Below are 17,325 nucleotides of genomic sequence, written 5' to 3'. Positions count from 1 at the left end.
AAGGAAATAAATGGAAAAATTGTCAGTTTTTATACACTACAAACTCTATACGTCGGTTTGATTTATGGTCATCTTCACTACAATTGGTACATTTTTTACGGGGATTTGACTTGCCCTTAGGACTTTGTTTTATTCGAGATTCCTCCACCCCTTTATTGATTAGATAATTTTTGACTGTATTGCATTGCGTTTTAGTTAGTAAATAGGATTCAGCATCTTTTAATTTTGAATCTGTATATGCCTTAACCTCTACTGCCAATGACTTATTTTTTTGGAGAATTAAAACTATAGCATTTAATTCCGTTTCATCTTTGGGTAAAAGTCCGGTTCCGTTATTTTTGAATACCAGATCCTTGATTACATTTACAGTACCAATTTTCCCGCCTAAGGTTGAATGATCACCTTCTGTTATTTGATTAGCCATACCCGATGGAATATAGAAAATAAAACCGCCCTTGTGGGTTTTGCCTTCCATGATTTTTTCTCCGCTTTGCGAATAGAGCGCAATTGGATCAGAGGTGATAATATCCGACTGATTATCTACTTTCAAAATGAAATCCTGATTTAATTTAATATTTCCGAAAACAAACCCGCCATTTTGATTTGTGGTGGTTAATCCCAATGAATCACCATATGCATCAAACAAATATAATTTACTGTAGCGCAAAAGATCAGAAGGATTGGAGGAAAGTGCCAACGTTCCAACAACATTTTTTTTGACCGGTAAAAAATTCTTCTTTTCGTCCAGAATATCTTCCAGCACTCTTACATGTGGATTAATTGCTAAAATGGTCCCTTCATGATCAATTAATATATCGGTTGGCACTTGTGTAATTCTGTATAATTTACAAACTTCTTCCTTATATCCTCTTAAGGCTATTCCATGTGTAAAATTATTTAGAGTATCTTCTTTTATCGAATTATTCCAGGCAGTTTTATCACTTTGTACCGCAATAGCTACAACTTCAAATCCATCTGCATTTCTATATAAAGCATTTTTATATCTTCCGGCAATACGATTTAATGTTTTGTTATACACTTTTGACCGACCTACTGAACTGCTCCAAAAATGTAAAAGCACCAAACGATTCATGTACGGCATATTAAAACTTTGTACACTGTTTTGCTGAAGGTTTATTAAAAAAGAGGGCGCTTTATCTCCCACTTTTAAAATAACAGGTTCATCCTGTGCAATAATTTTTGCGCATAAAAAAATTAATATGAATGCTAATTTTTTCACTTATTGGTTCACCCATTTATTTAAAGTTTTCTCCAGATTTTCTCCCCTCAAATTTTTTGCCACAATAATTCCTTCGCCATTAATTAAAAAATTGGTGGGTATACCTTTCACATCATAAGTGTTTACGGTTGCTCCATCCCACATTTTTAAATCACTTACGTGATAAGGCCACACTAATCCGTCACTTTCTACAGCATTTTTCCACTTTGCTTTATTTACATCTAAAGAAACAGAATACACCGTAAATCCACTGGCGTTTTTAAACTCCTGACTTTTGAATTTGTTATAAGCTGAAACCACTATCGGATTTTCTTGTCGGCAAGGCCCGCACCAAGCTGCCCAAAAATCAATAAGTACCATTTTACCTTTTAAAGAAGAAAGTTCGATTAAACTGTCGTTAAATGATTTCAAATTTATATCAGGTGCTTTGTTTCCCAGATTTAAGCCAATATTTGAAGATGACGGAGGAGAATTTTGGGGTTTGGAATCAACAACAGGCTGTTTATTCGATTTGCACGAACTCATTCCGGTCAAAATAATTAATGCTATGTAAATTTTATTCTTAATCAATTTTTGCGGTTTATTTGAGCGCCTATGGCATTTAATCTTCCATCAATATTTTGATATCCCCGGTCAATTTGATTTATATTATAGATAACGCTTTTCCCTTTGGCACTCATGGCAGCAATTAATAAGGCAACGCCGGCGCGTATATCCGGACTCGCCATTTGAATTGCTTTTAATTGGGTTCGTCGATCTAGTCCCATAACGGTTGCCCGGTGCGGATCGCACAAAATAATTTGTGCACCCATATCAATTAATTTATCTACAAAAAACAATCGGCTTTCGAACATTTTTTGATGAATCAGCACATTACCTCTAGCCTGAATAGCAGTTACTAAAGCAATACTAATTAAATCCGGAGTAAAGCCCGGCCAAATTGCATCACTAACGGTTAGGATAGACCCGTCGATGAAGGTATCAATTTCATAATGTTCTTGTTCAGGGATAAATAAATCATCGCCTCTTCTTTCCATCTGTACACCTAGTCTACCGAAAATAGTAGGTATAATACCAAGGTTGTCGTAACTTACATTTTTAATTGTAATTTCAGATTGCGTTACTGCTGCTAAACCAATGAATGAACCAATTTCAATCATATCAGGCAACATCATGTGCGTTGTTCCCTTCAATTCCTTTACACCTTCAATAGTTAATAGATTTGAACCTACACCTGTAATTTTTGCCCCCATTCTATTGAGCATTTTACACAATTGTTGTAAATAAGGTTCGCAAGCTGCATTATAAATAGTTGTAATTCCCTCTGCTAAAACTGCAGCCATTACAATATTAGCCGTACCGGTTACCGAAGCTTCATCCAGCAACATGTAGGTTCCCCTTAAATTTTTACCTTCTACTTCAAATATTTCATTCTCCTGATTATATTTGAACTTAGCCCCTAAGGCTTCAAAGCCCATAAAGTGTGTATCTACTCTTCTTCTTCCGATTTTGTCTCCTCCCGGTTTTGGCATATACGCTTTTCCGAAACGCGTAAGCATAGGGCCTACAATCATCATACTTCCTCTTAAACTTCCGCCCTTTTTCTTAAACTCAGGCGATACCAAATAATCTACATTTACCTGATCGGCCTGAAAAGTATATTCTTCATGTCCGGTTTTTTCAACCTTTACACCTAAATCAGCAAGTAGTTCAATTAATTTATTGATATCTACAATATCAGGCACTTTGCCTATTACAACTTTCTCTTTGGTGAGTAATACCGCGCATAAAATTTGTAATGCTTCGTTTTTTGCGCCTTGTGGAATTATTTCCCCTTTTAATTTGTGACCACCATGTACTTCAAAAATTGCCATAGATCTGTTTAATATTTTCTGTTATTGTTCTTATGCTTGTGATGTCCACCCTTGTGTTTATTATTTTTATTGTGATAGAATTTTTTTCCGGAATTTCCTCTCAATTCCTGATGCGAACTTAATGCAGCATTCGCATCCATCTTTAATTCACCACCGGAAAGCTCTTCCAAATTTTTAAAAATAACATCATCGGTGATGTGATCTTTATTCCAATTGAAGTACGACTTTTTTAAATGATTGGCAATTTGCCTGGTTAACTCAGCCTTTTCAGCGCCTTCCGGCAACTCCTTAGCTTTACGAATAATGTCTTCTATGGTTTTACCATAATGCTTGTAACGAATTTTACCCTTAGGATAATCGAGTTTTTTAGGTTTCTCTTTAAACGATTCCGGACTTGGAATAGGATATGGACTTTCAACATCCAGCTTAAATTTTGAGATGATGAACAAATGATCCCACAATTTATGCGTGTAATCACTGGCATCCCGCAAATGCGGATTCAATTGACCCATTACCTGAATAATTGCTTTAGCACAAAGATTGCGTTCATCTTTATCTTTAATTCCTACGCAATGTTCTATCATGCCTTGAATATTTCTGCCGTATTCCGGTATGATTAATCGCTCTAATTGAGTATTGTATTCCATAATAATTTAAAATACTAATATAACCAAAATAGACCTATCTTTTTATGGCAAATCATTAATAATCACCAATGATTTGTTAGTAAAAGTTTACGAAGAAGATTTTATTTTATTACTCGAAAAAAGCCTTTGGTCGTAATATAGATTGATTTAATACGCTTTTATTGTAGGCCATTGTAGAGATTTAATTTATTCTTGCAATCCCAATTTCCCTTAAAAACAGCGTTAACGGCATTTTGAATAAATCCATTTTCTCTGTTTTAATACTATCTTTGCCTCAATGGACTCGAATTTTGTTGACTATGTAAAGATTTGTTGCCGAAGCGGAAAAGGCGGTGCGGGCTCAATGCATTTTCATAGAGACAAATTTACGGCTATGGGCGGACCCGATGGTGGAAATGGAGGCAGAGGCGGACATATCATTGTGAGAGGAAATAAACAATTATGGACGCTCATACACTTAAAATATCGCAAACATGTTATTGCCAAAGAAGGCGAAAAAGGAGGAAGTGCACTTTGTAGCGGAAAACAAGGGGCTGATGAAATTTTAGAAGTGCCCTTAGGTACAATAGCCAAAGATGCAGAAACCGGTGAAGTACATTTTGAAATTACAGAAGATGGGCAAGAAGTAATATTAGTACAAGGAGGCCGTGGAGGATTAGGCAATGCGAATTTTAAAACTGCGACCTTGCAAGCACCGCGACATGCACAGCCCGGAGAAGATGGCAAAACAGAGTGGAAAATATTAGAATTAAAAGTTTTGGCCGATGTGGGTTTAGTTGGTTTTCCGAATGCCGGCAAATCGACTTTATTATCGGTGGTAAGCGCTGCAAAACCTGAAATTGCCAATTATCCGTTTACCACATTAGTACCTAATTTAGGCATTGTAGCCTACCGCGATTACAAAAGTTTTGTGATGGCCGATATTCCAGGAATCATTGAAGGAGCTCATGAAGGAAAAGGAATTGGCTTGCGATTTTTAAGGCATATTGAGAGAAACTCTACGCTATTATTCATGATCAGCTGCGATACATCAGATATTTTATCTGAATATAAAATTTTGCTGAAGGAATTGGAAGAATTTAATCCGGATTTATTGGATAAAAAAAGATTGCTGGCGATAACCAAATGCGATTTAATGGATGAGGAATTAGAAACAGAAATGCAGAAAGAACTTACCAAGAAGTTTAAAGGAAAATATAAAATACCGTTTATTTTTATTTCAGCGGTGAGTGGTAAAAATATTACCGAACTAAAAGATTTACTTTGGAAAATGCTTAACTAATTTCTTTAAAGCACTTTCTTCCTTTTTTCGCATTTCTAATTTGGCTTCTTTAGATTTGTCTTTATATCCACACAAATGTAAAATCCCATGAATCATTACCCGATGTAATTCCTCTTCAAAGGGAACTGATAACTTGTTTGCATTATCTCTAACTCGTTCGGTACTGATAAAAATTTCTGCGCTCAATTTTTTATCGGAAGAATAATCAAATGTTATAATATCCGTATACGTATTATGCTTAAGAAATTTCTTATTGTATTTCAGCAATTCATCATCATTCAAAAAAACGTAATAAATTTTTCCCAATTCTTTTTTTTCGGCAAGTATAATTTTTTTAATCCAAGTTTTTAACAAACTTGCATTTTTTAATTTGAAACTAGTGTCAGTATTTGTGAAGTGAATGGCCATGATTTTATTTTTCAATAAGCGGTAAAACACCGGCATTTTTTGATTTTAATACCTCTTCAATTCCGGGCAAAATTAAATTGAACTGTTCCATTAATCGTTCAAATGCCTTTTGTTGTCCATACGTTTTTTTAGTTAACTCCTTTACACCCGAAATCTCCTGATTCAAATAAATTTGTGTTTTACTATATTCAGCTGTTCCGTTTTTAATATCTGTACTCAATTTGTTAATTTGAGAATTAAGCAATTCACTCCGGGCCATTAACGATTTTCGATTCTCGTTAAACTCCATTAAATTTTTTCCACATAAAAAGAATTTCTGTAATAAATCGCCCTGTTGCACATTTAAAGTATCATTTACATTTTGCTTTATAAATAATCGGTAATTCTCAAATTTCAGAATAGCAGCCCGACGAGAAACAGAATCTATCATTTTAAGTTCCTGAACTTTAGTTTGCAATGCACCACTCAAACTATCCAGCGTGTGCAATTGACTTTCTTCTTCACCTGAACCTAAACATGAGGTAAAAAAACTAACGAAACAAATTAATATGAGAATAAAATATTTCTTCATTAGGAAATCATATCAAATCCGCAATAAGGAATTAATACCTTAGGGATTTTTATTCCGCTTTCAGTTTGATTATTTTCTAACAGCGCAGCCACAATTCGGGGTAAGGCTAACGCACTACCATTTAAACTATGAGCCAATTGCGTTTTACCGTTTGCATCTTTAAATCTGCACTTTAATCGGTTGGTTTGAAATGATTCGAAATTACTTACGCTACTTACTTCCAACCAACGTTGTTGTGCGGCACTCCATACTTCTAAATCGTAAGTTAATGCACTTGCAAAACTCATATCCCCTCCACATAATTTTAATGTCCTAAACGGTAATTCTAATTCAACCAATAATCCGGATACATATTCCCGCATTTGCTCCAGTATTTCGTAACTTTTATCGGGATGCGCAATTTGAACAATTTCTACTTTATCAAACTGATGCAAACGATTTAAGCCTCTTACATCTTTTCCATAACTACCTGCTTCTCTTCTAAAACAAGGCGTATAAGCTGTGTTTTTTATCGGTAATTCGCTTTCTTTTAAAATAACATCTCTGTAAATATTAGTAACCGGAACCTCAGCGGTTGGAATCAAATATAAATTATCAATTGTAGCATGATACATTTGCCCTTCTTTATCCGGTAATTGTCCGGTTCCATATCCACTTTCTTCATTTACTACAATTGGAGGTTGAATTTCTAAATATCCTGCTGCAGTAGCTTTTTCTAAAAAATAATTGATAAGTGCTCTTTGCAAACGTGCACCTTTTCCTTTGTAAACCGGAAATCCTGCTCCCGTAATTTTTACACCCAATTCAAAATCTATTAAATCGTATTTGGTGGTTAAATCCCAATGAGGTTTTGCTTGGGGACCTAAATTTGGTTTCACACCCTGTTCATTGACAATCTCATTATCTTGTGCCGTTTTACCTTTGGGTACGCTTATATTCGCTGTGTTTGGGACGCTAAGCAAAATTGAATTAATATCGCTTTCTAATTTTTTGAGTTCATCATCCAGTAATTTTTCTTTCCCTTTTATTTCAGCCGTTTTTAATTTAACCCCTTCCGCTTCTTCTTTTTTTCCGGACTTCATCAGCTCTCCTATTTGCTTGGCAATTAAATTAGCTTCCGCTTTCAAATCATCGCTTTGTTTTTGAATATTTCTTCTGGCCGCATCCAATTCAATGATTTTATTCATCACTTCTTCAGCAGCAGAAAAGTTTTTTATTAATAAACGTTGTATTACCTCTTCTTTTTTTTCGCGAATGTAATTTAATTGTAACATATTGAATTTTTAAAAATAAAAAAGCCTACCGAATACGATAGGCTTTTACTTATTTAAATGAATAAATTTAAGCCTGTGGAATAACTGAAACGTACGAACGATCGTCTTTCTTCTTCTTAAAAACCACGGTACCTGCAGTTAATGCATACAAAGTGTGATCTTTTCCGATTCCTACATTCTCGCCCGGATTATGTTTTGTTCCGCGTTGACGCACGATGATGTTACCCGCAATACATGCCTGTCCACCATAAATTTTTACGCCTAAACGTTTACTATGTGATTCGCGACCGTTCTTTACTTTACCTTCGCCTTTTTTGTGTGCCATGCTATTTTATTTTTTATTTCTTGAATAATTGATTAAGATCAACTGTTCTGAAATTGGTTATTAATCTTCTTTTTTCTTTGCCGTTTTTTTAGCGGCTGCCTTTTTAGCCGGCGCTTTTTTAGCGGCTACTTTTTTCGCAGGTGCCTTTTTTACTGGCGCTTCAACATCTGTGGTTGCATCTGCCCCTACTCTTTTCACTTCCCAAACTTTTCTTTCTGCTTTTAACTCTTCTTTCAAAGTTTCTCCTTTTGGAAGAACGCCTTGAATTAAAATCTGAGTTAAAGCCTGACGGTGGTTGTTCCACTTTTGAGTTGTTTTACGTCTCTTTTTCTTAAATACAATCACCTTATCTCCTTTAAGATGACTGATTACTGTTGCGGCAACTTTTGCTCCCTCAACAGTTGGGTTTCCAACTGATATTTTACCTGCGTTATCAATTAATAATACACGGTCAAACTCAACTTTGGTACCCTCATTAGCCTCAAGGCGGTGAACGTAAACTTTGTGTCCACGTTCCACTTTAAATTGTTGCCCGGCTATTTCTACGATTGCGTACATGTTGGTTAATTTAAATGGTTTATAATTTTCCCTTTAAAAAGGGAGGCAAATATAGGTAATTTAGTGAAATTGAACAAATTTATTTAGAACGGTTTATGTAATAAACACTTAAAATAATTACCAAAATAGCAAAAACTTGCACCGGATGTATTGCTTCGTAATCCACTAATCCCCAAATAATTGCAACAATTGGGATTAAATACGTACAGGTACTGGCAAAAACAGCGCCGGCCTCGCGGATGAGCACATTAAAGGCAATAACAGAAAGGGCCGTACCAATAATGGCTAATATTCCAATATAAAGTAAAGAACTTTGCGCATTCGTGTTTTCCGTTACATGTATAGTAAAATCAGTAAAAGTGAATAAATAAATTAAACTTAAAGGTCCGGTAAAGGTGAAGGCCCAAACGGTAGCTTTAACCGGATTTAAATCGTGTAAATAATATCGGATTCCGTTTACCGAAATGGCGTAAGATAAGGTAGCGCCTACCACCAACAAACCAAAAAGTGCATTTTTAGACTGTGAGTTATTTCCATCAAAATACAATAACAAAATCGCTGCAATTAATCCGCTAATTATTCCAACGCCTTGAATTTTTGTGGGCTTAACTTTTAACCACAAAACACCAACCACAATAGTAAACATAGGTGTTAAGGCATTCAGCATTCCGGCTAAACTGCTGCTTATTTCCGTTTCGGCTTTGGTGAATAAAAAAGCGGGGAAAAAATTACCAAAAAACCCCATTAATAAAATACCGGGTAAATACTTTTTAAAATCGATTTTATGGTGTTTTATTATTAAGGGCGATAAAAAAACAAAAGCTATTCCTATTCGTAAGGCGGCCACTTCATCACTGCCAAAAGCCATCATGCCCTTTTTCATCAAAATAAATGAACTTCCCCAAATTATTGAAAGTAATATTAAAAGAAACCACGAAAGTGTTTTGCCCCGCATGGCCGCAAATGTATTGAATTAAATGAGAGTGTTTGTAAAAAGCTGAGCCGGAATAAAATGAATTTGTAATTTTGTTTTTCTAAAATTAAAAAATTATGAAAGTTGCCGTGGTTGGCGCTACCGGATTGGTAGGCACAAAAATGTTGGAAGTATTAAATGAAAGAAATTTTATGGTAAGCGAATTAATACCGGTTGCCTCTGAAAGATCAGTTGGAAAAGAAATTGAATTCAAGGGAAAAAAATACAAAGTACACAGTATGCAGCAAGCCATCGATGCAAAACCAAATGTGGCTTTATTCTCAGCCGGGGGAAGCACATCATTAGAGTGGGCTCCTAAATTTGCAGCAGCCGGTATTACGGTAATAGATAACTCTTCCGCCTGGCGCATGGATGAAACTAAAAAATTAGTAGTGCCTGAAGTAAATGCACATGTGTTAACGGCAAACGATAAAATTATTGCCAATCCCAATTGTTCCACTATACAAATGGTGGTAGTATTACAACCCTTACATGCCAAATATAAAATTAAACGCGTAGTGGTTTCAACTTATCAAAGCGTAACCGGCACGGGCGTAAAAGCGGTAAATCAATTAATGAATGAAAGAAAAAACGGCAGTAGTGATGAAATGGCCTATAAATACAAAATTGATTTAAATGTTATTCCGCAAATTGATGTATTTATGGATAATGGTTACACCAAGGAAGAAATGAAAATGGTAAAGGAAACCAATAAAATTATGGGAGATAACTCCATTAAAGTTACAGCCACTACGGTTAGAATTCCGGTAATGGGCGGACATAGTGAAAGTATAAATATTGAATTTGAAAATGAATTTGACTTGAAAGAAGTTACTGCTCTATTAAAAAATACAGCGGGAGTAATTGTAGAAGATGATATACAAAATCAAATTTATCCCATGCCCATGAATGCGCATAACCGCGATGAAGTTTTTGTAGGGAGAATCCGAAGGGATGAATCGCAGGATAAAACACTTAACCTTTGGGTGGTGGCTGATAATTTACGCAAAGGTGCTGCCACCAATGCAGTACAGATAGCGGAATATTTATTAGGAAAGAATTTGATTTAACAATCTCTGGCATCAAACTTGCTAATGAGTAAATGTGAAAAATTGTGTTACTCTATTATTTGTTCTTTTGGCGAAGTTTTTTGTTGGACAATGTCCGCCCCACGTGGATTTTTTTACGCATAATCTTTCACGCACTTTAACGTGCAACAATCCTACCTTATTGGCAAGTGGGACTTCAACTACAAATAACACCGAATTAAGTTGGATTGTTCCTTCCACTCCGTCTCTGATTAATTCACCAACCATAATCATAGGTTCACAAACCGGACCTCCAACTTCAACATCAACTTTGATATACGCTCAATATACCCTTGTTGCAACAAACACTTTACTTTCCTGCTCAACAACTTCTGTTATTCAGATCTATCAGAATTTTAAACCTCCTACCGTTAACATCGCCATTTCTATCGCTACTCCTACCACTATCTGCAATAATTCTTTTCCGGTTTTAACTACTGGTACATCTATAAGTATTGGACTGCCTTGGCCATTTTTGAATAATCCATGTTGGTCCGGCCCTCCTCCTCAAACTTACACTTGTGGTCCTTCTTCTTATACTTGTAATGTTCCGGGTATCTATAGTTTAACATTAACTGACTACTACAACGGTTGCTCAGGTTCTGATACCATAAACGTAAAAGACACCCGCCCTCAATTCGGTTTGCAAGGTAGCGCTCCTACTTCATCCCTCAATTGCGATGGTTCATTAATTGTTACTACGCAAATTCCTAATGGATATACTTTGTCTGCAAGCTCAGGTTCCTTAAACGGTACCACATTAAATAATTTATGTTACGGCTGGGTAAAATTATGCATGACCTTTACCGATACCCAATGTTATAAATGCGATTCAATTTTAATGAACGAAGCCACGGCTATAAAAGAAATAAATCCGACAGCTATCGGATTAGAAGAACAAGTTTTAATTTATCCGAATCCAACTAACTCAGATTTTTTTATAGAGAATAAGTCTAACGAAAATTTGAGCGTGAAAATTTACAATGTAGATGGAGAATCTATGGAGGCTGAGGCTCTAGAAGCCGGAGCTTTAACAAACACAGTTGCTTCCTATAAAACTACAAAAATAAAAGCGGGCAATTTAGAAAACGGACTTTATATTCTTGAACTAAAAATAGATACCCAAATCATACGCAAGAAAATCCTCATTCAAAAATAATTTCTTGTGCTTTTCCCTTTAAAGGCTTAACTTTAAAGTATGGTAACACGTCCCTTTAATTTTAAAAAATGGATAGATGAAAATCGTCATCTCCTTAAACCTCCGGTAAACAATAAAGTAGTTTATAAGGATGCTGAATTTATTGTTATGGTGGTTGGCGGGCCCAACTCCCGTAAAGATTATCATTACAACGAGAGCGAAGAATTTTTCTATCAGTTAGAGGGTGATGTTACTGTTCAAATACAGGAAAACGGAAAAGCCATAGATGTACCCATTAAAGAAGGGGATATTTTTTTGTTACCTCCTAAAATTCCACATAACCCTAAACGAGGACCCAATACCATTGGCTTGGTGATGGAAAGAAAAAGAAGCGCAAGTGAAAAAGATGGTTTACTGTGGTTCTGTGAAAAGTGCAATCATAAATTACATGAGGCCTATTTTCAATTAACCGATATAACCACGCAATTTCAAACAGAATTCAAACTGTTCTACGAAAATGAAAACTTGAGAACCTGTAAAAAATGCGGACATGTTATGGAACCGCCTCCTGTAATTAGTTAGTTTCAGGGTTTTATAAGCTGTTCAAAAAGTATTCACTTAAATGCTATAAATTTTCTAATTTTATAGTCTAATTCTATTCAAATGAAATTTGGTGTTGTTGTATTTCCCGGTTCTAATTGTGATGAGGACATGGTGTATGTTTTAAAAAACATCATGGGACAAGAAACCGTAAAACTCTGGCATAAAAATACCGACCTGGAAGGTTGTACCCATATTATTTTACCCGGCGGGTTTTCTTATGGTGATTATTTACGCAGCGGTGCTATTGCTCGTTTTTCGCCAATTATGGAAAAAGTAATTGAGCACGCCAATAATGGCGGATTTTTATTTGGTGTTTGTAATGGTTTTCAAATTTTATGCGAAGCCGGTTTATTACCCGGTGCCTTATTGCATAATAACAGCCGTAAATTTATCTGTAAAAACATTTTTATTAAAGCCGAAAATAATTCAACAGTTTTAACCGCCAAAGTTCCCGCAGGAAAAGCATTAAAAATTCCGATTGCTCATGGTGAAGGAAAATACTATGCCGATGAAGCAACTTTAAAAAAGTTAAACGCCGACGGTCAGGTGTTATTTAGATATTGTGATGAAAGCGGAAATGTGAATGAAATCGGAAACCCGAATGGCGCTTTAGAAAATATTGCCGGAGTATGTAACGAGGGAAAAAATGTTTTCGGAATGATGCCACATCCGGAACGTGCAGCAGATCAAGAATTGGGAAATGAAGATGGAAAATTCTTATTTGAAAGTATACTTGCCAGTGCTTTAGTGAAATCCTGATCATTATGCCCGGAACACTTTCCATTCTAATTCCAGCATACAATGAGGCGAAGACAATACATCTTATCCTTGATAAAATATTAGCGGCTGAATTACCCGGGCAATTAAAAAAAGAAATTGTTATAGTAAATGATTGTTCAACAGACGGAACAAAAGAAACTGTTGAAAAATACTTTGCGGATAAAAAAGAAATTAGTTTTCAGTTGTTTAATCAACCTGTTAATTCAGGAAAAGGAGCGGCCATACATAAAGCCATTGAATTAGCAAAGGGCGATTATATACTTGTACAAGATGCAGATTTAGAATATGATCCCAATGAATACCAAATCTTATTAAATCCCATATTAAATAATTTTGCCGATGTAGTTTACGGTTCTCGATTTATTGGAGGAAAGCCGCACCGGATTTTATTTTTCTGGCACAGTTTAGGCAATAAATTTTTGACCTTTTTAAGCAATATGTTTAATAATTTAAACTTAACCGACATGGAAACCTGTTACAAGGTATTTCGTGCCGATATTTTAAAGGGAATTAAACTGAAAGAAAAAAGATTTGGATTTGAACCTGAAGTAACCGCCAAAATGGCTCGAATAAAAAATGTTCGGGTGTATGAAGTAGGCATCTCTTATTACGGTAGAACATATGAAGAGGGAAAAAAAATTGGATGGAAAGATGGCTTCAGAGCTATTTATTGTATTGTGAAATACGGTTTATTTAGTTAATCACTTCGATTCAAAAAAAACAAGATGAAATAAATCTCCATCTTTAAATTCCCGCATCTTTTTTAAATTGGGGCAGTTTTCTATATCTGATAATTTATTTCCGCAGGAAGATTCACAAAACCACGAATCCCAGATGTAATAAAATTTCTGATTACCCTCATAAGGAATGCAATTACTATTTGGAAATCCAAAACATTCCTTATTGTCTTCATCAAAGGGATTATAATCCGCGTAAAATACAAAGGCAGGGTGCGCATAATAAATTTTAGAACCGGGTTCTCTGATTTTGGTAAACCATTGCGCTGCTTCCATTTCTACTTTCTCGGCACCATAAGCCGTTGTCGGATAACTGAAGTGCAAAAAAGTAGCGTCCTGTAAAAAATAAAAATAAACCATAAATAATGGAATACGAATTAAATTAAATCTAATGGATGCCAAAATATTTACACCACCCATGGCAACAATAACAACTAAGGGCACTATGGAGGCCATCACTCTTTCTAATCCTGCCGAAGCATATTTTCCCGCATACCAGGCATAGGCATGAAATGCAAAAAAAGTAAGAGACGGAACAAAGGCTAAGCAGAATATTTTAAATTCATTGCTTTTCGCTTTCCAAAAAATATAATCTTTATTTAAAACCATTTTTCCGATAATAATAAATAAACCGATAAAAAACAGAAGCAATAATGGCAATCCAAAACTGTAATCATACCTGATAATAAAGTGGTTCCAAGTACCGTGTCCGTAGGGACTCACCGGATTGTAAGGATTCTCCGTAAAATACCAAAGAAAACCACGTCCGGCTAACAAACCAATAAAAGAATAAATAATAAACGTGGTTGCCAACAGGGGAATATATTTCCATTCTTTGCGGATTAATAGATAAAATGCATAAATAGGCATAATCAGTAATCCTTCCGTGCGGGTATACATTAAAGTAGACGCGAGTAAAGCTCCCCAAAAATATTTCTCTTTAAAGAATAAGAAGGAAGAAGCTAACAGAATAAAACTAAATAAAGGCTCTGTTAATGCACTTTGTACAGCTGATAAATAAATGGGCGCTGCCATTAGTAAAATAATAGCAAAAAAAGCGAATCGATAATTTAAAAGCTTGGACCATTTGAATAAAAGATAAGCGCTCGATAATCCACAAAGAATATTAAAAAGATTAAGCGCATAAAAACCAAAGTGAGAAACCGGTGCTGTTAACAAAATAAAAAAGGGTTTTCCCCAATGGTGTAAAAAAAACTTTGGGAATTGAAAAGCGTATTTTGAAAAATAATAATGCCAGTAATTATCTGCGTCACCTAACCAAATCACATTCTTTTTTGCAACAATGCAAACCGGTATAGCTATTATTAGAATTATTAATAAGGCAAAATACTTGCTATTAACAAAAGACCTGCATTTTAACCAAAAAGAATTCATGCACTTTTGTTTTCCACTTTATCTTTAAGAATAGCCATTTCCTGTGCCAGTTTTTTAATTTGCTCGTGTTGTTTAGAATTAACCACAGAAAGATGAATGAGAAATACAAAAATCATGAAAAAGAAAAACATAAATACAAGTGAAGGCGCGTAATACACGCCGAAAAAACCGGCTAATAAATCTAAACTCTCTCTCCATAACGCAAAAACCAATAAGGTTAAGCCCATTAATATCCAAACTATAGAATATTCTGTTCTTAATTTTCCCTTTATGATAAAACGGACTATCAGTGTTATAAAAAGTACAACGGCTGCAATAGCCACGATTTGAATCTTATCCATTCAATTTTAATTTTAAATGTAAAAATAGAGAATTAAGTGAAACTTTAATCATGTAATATAAGCTGTTAAAGCTACCTATTGAAGATACCCCTTCTACCCTTTCATCCATAATAACCGGAATTTCCAACAATTTCATTTTTTTATGCGAGAGATAAATAATGGCTTCCGGCTCCGGATATTCATCGGGGTAATATTCGGTTAATAACTGAATGGCCTTTTTATTGTATGCCCTATAACCGGATGTAGAATCATGAATGGTGATTCCAACAAGCATTTTATTTAACGTGGTAAAGAATTTAATTCCGAATCGGCGCATAACTGATGATTGAAATCCCTCTTTTTGAATAAACCGAGAGCCAATAACCACATCAGCTTCATCATTTAATAAAGGCCTGATTAATTTTGATAATTCCTTAGGTGGATGTTGACCATCTCCATCCATTTGTACTGCTATATCATAACCATATTCCCAAGCATATAAAAATCCGGTTTGCACTGTTCCACCTATTCTCAAATTAATTGGGTTATCCAAATAATTTACGTCCATTTCATCCAAAACTTTTAAGGTGTTGTCACTAGAATAATCATTAATAAACAAGGGTGTAATCCTACAATGCGGAATCTCAATTTCCTTAATTTTTTGATATAATGTGCGGACATTACCCTCTTCATTATAGCAAGGAATAATTATCAAAATATTCTTATTGATCTCTGTCTTCACCGCTTTTTAGCTTTTCATAATCCGGAGATTTAATTAAACCCCACCATTTCCCAATTTCATCTTCATTTAAATAATAACGACCCCAAATATACCAGTATGATTCTTTAGACATAGCGTTAAAGTGTATGTATAACTTCACGTATTGATAAGTTTGTCCGATTGAAAGAGAAATGCCTGAGAATACAATAGCAATTACCAATAATCTAAGATAATTTAATAAACCCTTAATTTTTTCACTATGAAAAATGAAATTAAAAAAAGAAGCCAGTGGTAATGAAAGATAGGCTATATGTTGTGTAAACCCTCTGGCACCAAACCCCCCTCCAAAAAACCAGTCCCACCAACAACTAAGCATGTATATATTTAGGATTAATAGAATTAAAATTACAGGTCGCAGTTTTTTAACTTCATCTTTCATAAAGAAAAAACCAATAAATACCAGCCAAATTAAAGGGCTATACGTTAACCATCCTTTGCGATAAGAAAACAAAATATTAATGATTTGTGGATCTGTCCAGAAAAACTTTTCATCTCCATAAGAAAAGAAAAAGTAATTACCACTAATATTTTTCCAAAATAAAAATTGGGGAATCCAAATCAACAAAATAATCAATCCAATTAACACCAAGTGAAATTTATTTTGCCAAAACTTTTGCATGTTATTTTTAAGTGATTGAAAATTATTTACACCCCAAAAAATAAAAATAGCACCCACTAAAATTTCCGTAGGGCGAATTAAACTGATAATACCCAACAAAATACCTATAAAAGTTGTTCTAAGCCAGGTTACTTTTTCATGCCAATTATAACAAAGCAACAAAAAGCCACTGATGAGAAAAAACAAATAGGTATGCGACATTTCACTATTGCCCATGGTGTAATAAAACAAAGTGGTTCCAAAAAAACACACCGCCAAAGTGAAAACCGTAACTATTTCGCTAAAAAATTTGACCAAAAAATTACGCAGAAATATTAAACCTATAAGGCCATACAAAATACTTCCCCAGTGAATACAAATTCGAAAAGGTTGACTAAAGCCATCAAGTGCTTCTTTTTCATTATAGGCAATTTTATATCCTAATGCAAAAAAAGGCGCGTATAAAATAGACATTCCGTATGTTACCTTAGGCATTTTTTGTCCGTTGGGTCCGTTAGGTAAATACATTTCGGTACCATTTTTAAAATCGAAGGAATTATTATTGCAAAACTTTGCCGGAAGATAACTGTAATAATTGGCCACGTCCCAAACAAAATTTGTTTGATCAAAATGCCAGGCTCGCCATAAATCCATAGTAAACGTGCAAAAGCAAAAACAAAAAATAACAAATAAGGATGAGGGCTTGCTTAATGCAGATGTATTTAAAGTGAAT

At 34.8% G+C, this 17,325-nt stretch carries 20 protein-coding genes; 6 read left to right on the top strand and 14 right to left on the bottom strand.

All coding sequences use genetic code 11. The features are described from left to right. Positions 1-22: 22 nt before the first annotated feature. From IPM51_08330 to IPM51_08315, 4 genes are read right to left on the bottom strand one after another with little or no spacing between them, the layout of a single operon-like run. On the bottom strand, positions 23-1,240 hold the full coding sequence (locus IPM51_08330; GenBank protein ID MBK9284318.1) for an OmpA family protein: 1,218 nt from the start codon (positions 1,238-1,240) through the stop codon (positions 23-25). Continuing rightward, positions 1,241-1,765: a TlpA family protein disulfide reductase gene (locus IPM51_08325; protein ID MBK9284317.1), complete on the bottom strand. Its 525-nt coding sequence runs from the start codon at positions 1,763-1,765 to the stop codon at positions 1,241-1,243. It lies immediately after the preceding gene. Between the two features lie 41 nt (positions 1,766-1,806). Further along, a complete protein-coding gene (gene murA, locus IPM51_08320; protein MBK9284316.1) occupies positions 1,807-3,114 on the bottom strand; it encodes a UDP-N-acetylglucosamine 1-carboxyvinyltransferase in 1,308 nt (435 codons plus the stop codon). Positions 3,115-3,122: 8 nt separating this feature from the next. After that, complete coding sequence (locus tag IPM51_08315; protein MBK9284315.1) at positions 3,123-3,761, bottom strand: DUF4290 domain-containing protein; 639 nt, start codon at positions 3,759-3,761, stop codon at positions 3,123-3,125. A gap of 277 nt (positions 3,762-4,038) precedes the next feature. On the opposite strand from IPM51_08315, the gene obgE reads away from it, so the two are divergent. Next, complete coding sequence (gene obgE / locus IPM51_08310) at positions 4,039-5,043, top strand: GTPase ObgE (GenBank protein ID MBK9284314.1); 1,005 nt, start codon at positions 4,039-4,041, stop codon at positions 5,041-5,043. Here obgE and ybeY read toward each other — a convergent pair. The 6 genes from ybeY to IPM51_08280 form a co-directional block, all read right to left on the bottom strand. Beyond that, positions 5,020-5,451, bottom strand: coding sequence for an rRNA maturation RNase YbeY (ybeY, locus tag IPM51_08305; protein MBK9284313.1), 432 nt, complete (start codon positions 5,449-5,451; stop codon positions 5,020-5,022). The genes obgE and ybeY overlap by 24 nt on opposite strands. A gap of 4 nt (positions 5,452-5,455) precedes the next feature. Then, complete coding sequence (locus IPM51_08300) at positions 5,456-6,022, bottom strand: hypothetical protein (protein MBK9284312.1); 567 nt, start codon at positions 6,020-6,022, stop codon at positions 5,456-5,458. After that, positions 6,022-7,296, bottom strand: a complete 1,275-nt coding sequence (serS, locus tag IPM51_08295; GenBank protein ID MBK9284311.1) for a serine--tRNA ligase — start codon at positions 7,294-7,296, stop codon at positions 6,022-6,024. The genes IPM51_08300 and serS overlap by 1 nt, the downstream gene beginning before the upstream one ends. 67 nt (positions 7,297-7,363) lie before the next feature. Further along, on the bottom strand, positions 7,364-7,621 hold the full coding sequence (gene rpmA / locus IPM51_08290; protein MBK9284310.1) for a 50S ribosomal protein L27: 258 nt from the start codon (positions 7,619-7,621) through the stop codon (positions 7,364-7,366). Between the two features lie 60 nt (positions 7,622-7,681). Further along, complete coding sequence (rplU, locus tag IPM51_08285; protein ID MBK9284309.1) at positions 7,682-8,179, bottom strand: 50S ribosomal protein L21; 498 nt, start codon at positions 8,177-8,179, stop codon at positions 7,682-7,684. 79 nt (positions 8,180-8,258) lie between these two features. Beyond that, on the bottom strand, positions 8,259-9,134 hold the full coding sequence (locus tag IPM51_08280) for a DMT family transporter (GenBank protein MBK9284308.1): 876 nt from the start codon (positions 9,132-9,134) through the stop codon (positions 8,259-8,261). Between the two features lie 95 nt (positions 9,135-9,229). Between IPM51_08280 and IPM51_08275 the strand changes: the two genes are divergently transcribed. The 5 genes from IPM51_08275 to IPM51_08255 all read left to right on the top strand — a co-directional run bounded on the left by IPM51_08275 (position 9,230) and on the right by IPM51_08255 (position 13,462). Continuing rightward, positions 9,230-10,222 carry an aspartate-semialdehyde dehydrogenase gene (locus IPM51_08275; protein ID MBK9284307.1) on the top strand — a complete coding sequence of 331 codons (993 nt, stop codon included), beginning with the start codon at positions 9,230-9,232 and terminating at the stop codon, positions 10,220-10,222. A 67-nt stretch (positions 10,223-10,289) separates the two neighbouring features. Further along, positions 10,290-11,399, top strand: coding sequence for a T9SS type A sorting domain-containing protein (locus tag IPM51_08270; GenBank protein MBK9284306.1), 1,110 nt, complete (start codon positions 10,290-10,292; stop codon positions 11,397-11,399). A 39-nt stretch (positions 11,400-11,438) separates the two neighbouring features. Further along, a complete protein-coding gene (locus tag IPM51_08265) occupies positions 11,439-11,960 on the top strand; it encodes a 3-hydroxyanthranilate 3,4-dioxygenase (GenBank protein MBK9284305.1) in 522 nt (173 codons plus the stop codon). An 81-nt stretch (positions 11,961-12,041) separates the two neighbouring features. Beyond that, complete coding sequence (purQ, locus tag IPM51_08260) at positions 12,042-12,740, top strand: phosphoribosylformylglycinamidine synthase subunit PurQ (protein MBK9284304.1); 699 nt, start codon at positions 12,042-12,044, stop codon at positions 12,738-12,740. A 5-nt stretch (positions 12,741-12,745) separates the two neighbouring features. Continuing rightward, complete coding sequence (locus tag IPM51_08255; GenBank protein MBK9284303.1) at positions 12,746-13,462, top strand: glycosyltransferase family 2 protein; 717 nt, start codon at positions 12,746-12,748, stop codon at positions 13,460-13,462. On the opposite strand, the gene IPM51_08250 is transcribed toward IPM51_08255, so the two are convergent. From IPM51_08250 to IPM51_08235, 4 genes are read right to left on the bottom strand one after another with little or no spacing between them, the layout of a single operon-like run. Beyond that, the gene (locus tag IPM51_08250) at positions 13,463-14,893 is read right to left on the bottom strand and encodes a hypothetical protein (protein MBK9284302.1); all 1,431 of its coding nucleotides are present in this window, start codon (positions 14,891-14,893) and stop codon (positions 13,463-13,465) included. Then, positions 14,890-15,234, bottom strand: a complete 345-nt coding sequence (locus IPM51_08245) for a DUF2304 domain-containing protein (GenBank protein ID MBK9284301.1) — start codon at positions 15,232-15,234, stop codon at positions 14,890-14,892. Before IPM51_08245 ends, IPM51_08250 begins: the two co-directional genes overlap by 4 nt. Further along, positions 15,227-15,943 (bottom strand): glycosyltransferase family 2 protein, encoded by a 717-nt coding sequence (locus tag IPM51_08240; GenBank protein MBK9284300.1) that lies wholly within the window; start codon positions 15,941-15,943, stop codon positions 15,227-15,229. Before IPM51_08240 ends, IPM51_08245 begins: the two co-directional genes overlap by 8 nt. Beyond that, positions 15,936-17,246 (bottom strand): hypothetical protein, encoded by a 1,311-nt coding sequence (locus IPM51_08235; protein MBK9284299.1) that lies wholly within the window; start codon positions 17,244-17,246, stop codon positions 15,936-15,938. Before IPM51_08235 ends, IPM51_08240 begins: the two co-directional genes overlap by 8 nt. Positions 17,247-17,325: the final 79 nt, after the last annotated feature.

The organism is Sphingobacteriaceae bacterium (assembly GCA_016715905.1).
Lineage (GTDB): Bacteria > Bacteroidota > Bacteroidia > B-17B0 > Aurantibacillaceae > Aurantibacillus.
Note: the sequence above shows the minus strand (reverse complement) of the source record. Positions and strands in the feature narration are given on the sequence as shown.